The sequence below is a fragment of the Tardiphaga sp. genome (assembly GCF_028290785.1).
In the GTDB taxonomy this organism is placed as follows: domain Bacteria; phylum Pseudomonadota; class Alphaproteobacteria; order Rhizobiales; family Xanthobacteraceae; genus Tardiphaga.
This window is the reverse complement of the sequence record NZ_JAQGJD010000081.1, coordinates 1-5,645: the sequence shown is the minus strand read 5'-3', so window position 1 is coordinate 5,645 and position 5,645 is coordinate 1. Positions and strand designations below refer to the sequence as shown.

General features: G+C 64.3%; 5 protein-coding genes and 2 pseudogenes. 2 read left to right on the top strand and 5 right to left on the bottom strand.

Annotation, left to right across the window (positions count from 1 at the left end):
• Positions 1–274: 274 nt before the first annotated feature.
• The gene (locus JWR89_RS04645) at positions 275–931 is read right to left on the bottom strand and encodes an invasion associated locus B family protein (protein ID WP_299712312.1); all 657 of its coding nucleotides are present in this window, start codon (positions 929–931) and stop codon (positions 275–277) included.
• 323 nt (positions 932–1,254) lie between these two features.
• Between JWR89_RS04645 and JWR89_RS04640 the strand changes: the two genes are divergently transcribed.
• Positions 1,255–2,229 (top strand): NADPH:quinone oxidoreductase family protein, encoded by a 975-nt coding sequence (locus JWR89_RS04640; RefSeq protein WP_299712309.1) that lies wholly within the window; start codon positions 1,255–1,257, stop codon positions 2,227–2,229.
• Positions 2,230–2,419: 190 nt separating this feature from the next.
• Here the strand turns inward: JWR89_RS04640 and JWR89_RS04635 are convergent, their stop codons facing one another.
• From JWR89_RS04635 to JWR89_RS04625, 3 genes and pseudogenes are all read right to left on the bottom strand, one after another.
• Positions 2,420–2,818 carry a host attachment protein gene (locus tag JWR89_RS04635; protein WP_299712307.1) on the bottom strand — a complete coding sequence of 133 codons (399 nt, stop codon included), beginning with the start codon at positions 2,816–2,818 and terminating at the stop codon, positions 2,420–2,422.
• Positions 2,819–2,921: 103 nt separating this feature from the next.
• A complete protein-coding gene (locus JWR89_RS04630; RefSeq protein WP_299712304.1) occupies positions 2,922–3,305 on the bottom strand; it encodes a YkvA family protein in 384 nt (127 codons plus the stop codon).
• A gap of 77 nt (positions 3,306–3,382) precedes the next feature.
• Positions 3,383–3,691: pseudogene (locus JWR89_RS04625) on the bottom strand (4a-hydroxytetrahydrobiopterin dehydratase); the annotation flags it as partial.
• Positions 3,692–3,982: 291 nt separating this feature from the next.
• Here JWR89_RS04625 and JWR89_RS04620 point away from each other — a divergent pair.
• A complete protein-coding gene (locus JWR89_RS04620) occupies positions 3,983–5,317 on the top strand; it encodes a TAXI family TRAP transporter solute-binding subunit (RefSeq protein ID WP_299712315.1) in 1,335 nt (444 codons plus the stop codon).
• A 110-nt stretch (positions 5,318–5,427) separates the two neighbouring features.
• On the opposite strand, the pseudogene JWR89_RS04615 reads toward JWR89_RS04620, so the two are convergent.
• A pseudogene (locus tag JWR89_RS04615) lies at positions 5,428–5,645 on the bottom strand (PepSY domain-containing protein); the annotation flags it as partial.

Below are 5,645 nucleotides of genomic sequence, written 5' to 3'. Positions count from 1 at the left end.
TCATCAGGGGTCATGGCGTCGATATATGATGTCGCGGTAATGTCAGCCTCAAATAGGCTTTTAGGCGCCACCTGCAAAGGCGCTAAATGCGGCAATATTTACGGCGGCAAGGATTTAGCGCGGATTTGGCACTTGTCCCGGACGCGATGCAGCACGAAGTGCTGCTTCGCAAAGCCGGGACCGTACCAGACACCGGCGTTTTTGGCGGTCCCGGTTCTGCGGCGCACTACGCCTCCTGCGGAGGCGCATTGCACCGCGCCCGGGACAAGTGAGCTTACCGCCGGCAGTCCTGCGCCAGCCGGTCCAGCGCCTGGGCCAGGCCCTTCAGCGAGAAGGTGTCCGAGGTCTCGGTGCCCTTGGCGGAGACGCCTTTCACGGTGACGTCCCCGGCCTTGCGCATGGCATCGACCATGCGTTCTTCCTCGGCGGCGTTCTTGATCCACAGGCCGTCGCCCTGGGTGTACATGGCGTAGCGCGCACCGCCCACTTCCAGGGTGGATTCCGAGCCGGGCTTCAACGGGTAGCCGATCATGATCGAGACTTCGTTGACCACCTTCTCGGCGGGCCGGGTGGAGACGAACGCATAGGCCGGATCGCGCGGCCGGCCGGGCGGGGTGGTTTTCGACGACGACGGCTTGGCCAGCGCGAAGCAGACCTTCTTGCCGTTCGGGGTCGCGGTGTAGGCGCCCCAGGTGCCGAACTGGCCGACCAAAGTCGGTTCCGCATTGCCGCTGGAAGCTGCCGCGGGAGCCGCGGTGGGCTTGGCGGCGGGCGCCGGCTTGGCAGCGGGCGCGGCGGGCTTCGGCGCCGCCGCCGATGTTGGCGAAGATTTGGCGCCTTTCGACGCCGGGCTCTGCGCCTGCGCGAGGCCGGAAGCCGCGCACATCGCTACACTCATCGACACAACTGTCAGGATTCGCCGCACGGACATCAAGTCTCGATCCCTCAATATTGTGACTGGAAGATGGCTCGCTCATGCGCCGTCTCCACATCCCGCAATAAACGGGAATCGGAAATTTGGAAAGGCCGCGCTTCCGTCGTCATTGCGAGGAGCCACTTGGCGACGAAGCAATCCGGTTCTTTACGCGCGTGCGGCTTTCTGGATTGCCGCGTCGCCAAGTGGCTAATGGGAAAGCCAGTTGGCTTTCCTTGACCTCGCAATGACGGGGAGGGGCCTGTCGCGAATCGTGATTGTCGGAGCTGGCGAAATCCGGCAATAAGCATCAACTGTCTCAATCAGAAGGCCAGATCTCGATGAAAGCCATTCTCTGCTCGCAGTTCTGCGAACCCGACGATCTCGTGCTCGCCGACATCGCGGATCCCGTCGCTGAACCCACTCAGGTGGTGATCGCGATCAAGTCCGCGGCGCTGAATTTCTTCGACATCCTGATGATCCAGGGCAAGTATCAGATCAAGCCGCCGTTTCCGTTCTCGCCCGCGGCCGAAGTCGCCGGCGTCGTCGAGAGCGTCGGCCGCGAGGTCTCCGGCCTCAAGGTGGGCGATCGCGTGGTGGCCTCGGTCGGCCATAACGGCGCGCGCGACAAAATCGCGGTGCCGGCCGCGTCGGTGGTGAAGATTCCCGACAATCTGGATTTCGACCGCGCCGCCGGCTGCATCATCACCTACGGCACCGCGCTGCATGCGCTGGAAGACCGCGCCTCCCCGAAGCCGGGCGAGACCCTGGCGGTGCTCGGCGCCGCCGGCGGCACCGGGCTTGCGGCCTGCGAGCTGGGCGCGCTGATGGGTTTGAAGGTGATCGCCTGCGCGTCGTCGGACGAGAAGATCGAATTCGCCAAGCAGCACGGCGCGGAACTCGGCCTGAACTACGCGACGGAAGATCTGAAAGAAGGCCTCAAGCGCATCACCGCGGGCGAAGGCGCCAATATCATCTTCGATCCGGTCGGTGGTAAATATGCGGAAGCTGCATTGCGCGCGATCGCGTGGGAAGGCCGTTTCCTGGTGATCGGTTTTGCCGCCGGCGATATTCCCAAGATGCCGCTCAATCTGGCGCTGCTGAAGGGCTGCGACATCCGCGGCGTGTTCTGGGGCGCGTGGGCGAAGAAGAACCCGGCGAAGAACCGCGCCAATCTGGAAAAGCTGGTGGGCTGGGCCGCGGAGGGCAAAATCTCCTCGCACGTCGATCGCACTTTCCCGCTGGCGCAGACGGCGGAAGCGCTGAAAGTGCTCGGCGGGCGGAAGGCGATGGGCAAGGTGATCCTGAAGCCTTAGTGGAGGCGCGCCCGACACTCTGTCGTCATCCTGAGGAGCCGCGCATTTGCGCGGAGCCTCGAAGGATGCGCCGCAAGCGCCACAGCTCGCCGCCGCATCCTTCGAGGCTCGCCCTTGGCGGCGGAGCAAGTGCTCCGCCTGAGGGCGAGCGCCTCAGGATTACGGCCGTGGAGTTTGCGGCAGAGTATAATTACGCCGCCAGAATCGTCTTCTCGATATCGGCGATCGGATGCCCCGTGAGGTCCTTGGCGATCTCGCCGACCAAAGCTTCTTCCAGCTTCTTGTGATAGTGCTTGCGCATCTCGCCGAGCGTCTTCGGCGCGGCGATGATCACGATGTTGCTGAACTTGCCGGCCAGCACGCGCTTGTTCAACATATCCACGATGCCGGTGGCAAAACCGGCTTCCTCGACGCGGCTCTCGTCAGGATTTCCCGCACTGCTGTTGCTTCCGCCCATGCCCGCAACCGGTTCGACGTCCTGATCGGCCGCCGCGACAAGACTCATCTCGGTCTCGGTGCCGGTGTTGCGGAACAGATGGAGCTTTTCGCCGTCGGCGACAGCAACGATGGTGTCCGTTGGAAGGATCATTGAATTCTCCATGGTGGGAAGGGCCGGGCGCGCGATCGCTCAAACGGCTGTGTGCACCAATGGATCAGTTAGCTTGAAGTTCCGCCGCCCGCGTTGCGGCAGATCAAGTCTCAACGTCGGTCTTGTCCAGCCCGCGCGCCATCGCCGCCCGCGCCGCGTCGCGGTGCTCCGGGGTGATGTGGCTGGCGACCATGCGCAACGCGGTCGCCAGGATCGCGGCGTCGTCGGTAAAGCCGAGCACCGGCAGCATGTCGGGAACAAAGTCGAACGGCAGCACGAAATAGGCGATGGCACCGAGCAGCGCGGCCTGCACATGGCGCGGGGTCTGGCGGTCGAACGCGCAGTAATAGGCCGCGAGCAGGTCTTCGGCGAACGGCAGCCGGACCGCCAGCCGCTTCAGCTTGCGCCAGAACTGCCGGCGGACGCTTTCGCGGTCCTGCGCCAGTCGGTCGGCCGGCTCGAAACCCACGCTGTGTTCGGATGCCATCCGGATCTCTCCCGGCCGCGATGTGCGGCCCGTTGATAAATTGGTATCCATAAACGCCCCTGCAAGCGGCCGGCCGGTCAGCTAACGCCGAACTGCGCGGCGATCTTGTTCATCGCCTTGGCCAGCTCCACGTCCAGCGCGGTCACACCGTCGGCGTCGTGGGTCGCCAGCACCACTTCCACCGTCTTGTAAACATTGCGCCATTCCGGATGGTGGTCGCGCTTTTCGGCGACCAGCGCGACCCGCGCCATGAAGCCGAATGCCTCGTTGAAATCCTTGAAGCTGAAGGTTCTGGCAATGGCATCGCGGCCGGATACCTCGCTCCAGCCGGTTAACGCCTGCAGCGCCGCGGTGCGTGCAGCGGCCGATAGTCGCTCTGCCATATCCTTCTCCTGCTCACTTGAACTTTACCCTAACACTTCTCGACAGGGTTCGGATCCATGCCACAATAAGGCAGCAAACCCGGCGCACGGTCTATTTACCAGATGTGGCGGTAACCATGCCGAGGCGGGAACCGCGCGCGATCCGGAAACTTTGCTACTTTGCTGCATTGTCGATTTCTTTGAACTGGCGAAACGCATTTGAACCTCAAACGGTTGTTTTCCAGATCGATTGCCGACGGCCCTGACGTGGTCAGCCCGGCCGGGCCGCCGTCGCCACGTTCGGCGCGGCGCAAGATGACCCTGATCGTGGTGGCCGGCGCGCTGGCGATCGTCGCCGCGGTGGCGGGCGCTTATTACTTCGCCATGAAGCCGGTGCCGCTGCGGGTCGCGGTCGGGCCGGCCAACAGCGACGACGTCAAGGTGGTGCAGGCGCTGGTGCAGGCGTTTTCACGCGACCACAATGCCGTACGCTTGCGGCCGATCCTGACCGAGGGCGCCACAGCCAGCGCCAAGGCGCTCGCCGACGGCAAGGTCGATCTCGCCATCATCCGCGGCGATCTCGATGTGCCGAAGAACGCCCGCGCCGTCGCCACCTTGCGCAAGAACGTCGTGGTGATGTGGGTGCCGGCGGCGGCCAAGGGCAAGAAGTCCGGCCCGAAGATCACCAAGATCGCACAACTGGCCGGCAAGCGTATCGGCGTGATCGGCCGCACCCAGGCCAATATCAACCTGCTCAACATCATCCTGCGGCAATACGGCGTCGATCCCGCCAAGGTGACCACGGTGCAGTTCTCCACCACCGAGGTGGCGGAGGCGGTCAAGGACCAGAAGGTCGATGCGTTCCTGGCTGCCGGTCCGGTCAACAGCAAGATCACCGCCGACGCCATCACCGCGTCGTCGCGCGAAGGCGGCGTGCCGACCTTCCTCGCCATCGATTCCGCCGAGGCAATCGCGCAGAATTTTCCGATGTACGAGGCCTCTGAAATTCCCGCCGGGGTATTCGGCGGCTCGCCGGCGCGGCCGGATGACGACGTCAAGACCATCAGCTTCTCGCACTATATCGTCGCCCGGCAGGGGCTGACGGAGGCGACGGTGGCGGCGTTCACACGGCAACTGTTCTCCATCCGCCAGCAGCTCATCACCGACTTCCCGCTGGCGGCGAAGATCGAGACGCCGGATACCGACAAGGACGCGGTGATCCCGGTGCATCCCGGCGCCGCCGCCTATGTCGATGGCGAGGAGAAGACCTTTCTCGATCGCTACAGCGACTACATCTGGTGGAGCCTGATGGGCCTGTCGGCGATGGGCTCGGCCGGCGCCTGGTTCGCCAGCTACCTGAAGAAGGACGAGCGCACCAGCAACGCCTCGCAGCGCGACCGGCTGCTCGACATGCTGGCGCTGGCGCGGCACAGCGAGTCGCTCGAGGAACTCGACCAGATGCAGGCCGAGGCCGACACCATCCTGCGCGACACGCTGAACTGCTTCGAACACGGCGCCATCGAAGAAGGCACGCTGACCGCGTTCAACATCGCGCTCGAGCAATTCCACAACGCGGTCGCCGACCGGAAGTCGCTGATCGGCATGATCCCGCCGGCGCCGATCCGGCAGAACCGCCCGCAGGTGGCGTAAGCGGAGTGGCGTAGGGTAGGTTAGCGCGAAGCGCGTAACCCACCGTCTATCGGGTCCATCAAGATGGTGGGTTGCGGCGCGGAGAGCGCCTAACCCACCATACGGCAACGCTACTTTTTCAAATATCGCCAGCCGATCACCACGCCGCTGGCCGAGATCGTCATCCCCAGGAGCGACAGCAGCCAGACCACGATGTCCCACGCCGGCCGGTACGCAATCAGCCACGGGAAATCCAGACTGTGCAGACCGTTGTACAGCCAGCGGTAGGCGCGGCGGCCGGAATCGCTGCGGCCGACGAGGTCGCCGGTGACGGGGTCGAGGTGAAACC